Annotated in this window: 1 pseudogene; it reads right to left on the bottom strand. The window is 43.8% G+C overall.

The annotated features are described in order from the left end of the window. Nucleotides 1-235 (bottom strand): annotated as a pseudogene (locus AB4653_RS28765) (MarR family transcriptional regulator); the annotation flags it as partial.

Genomic DNA, 235 nt, shown 5'->3' on the forward strand with positions numbered 1-235 from the left:
TTTGTAGATAACCTTGTTACCTGCAAGTTGCTCTTTCGCTACTAGGTTTTCTTCAAGAAGTTTTTTCAATGCGCCTGTTGCCCATGAAGCTGCTTTCGCGTCTTCTTGACCAGCTGCTAGGCCGATACCTTTAGGGTTAATGCCTTCAGCATTGCTAACAACGATGTCTAGAACTTGTTGTTGCTTAGGAGTCAGTGCTACTGCAACTTCTTTAGTTGCTGCTACTGCTTTCTCT

This window comes from Vibrio sp. 10N.222.48.A3, assembly GCF_041475345.1.
Classification (GTDB): Bacteria; Pseudomonadota; Gammaproteobacteria; order Enterobacterales; family Vibrionaceae; genus Vibrio; species Vibrio tasmaniensis_A.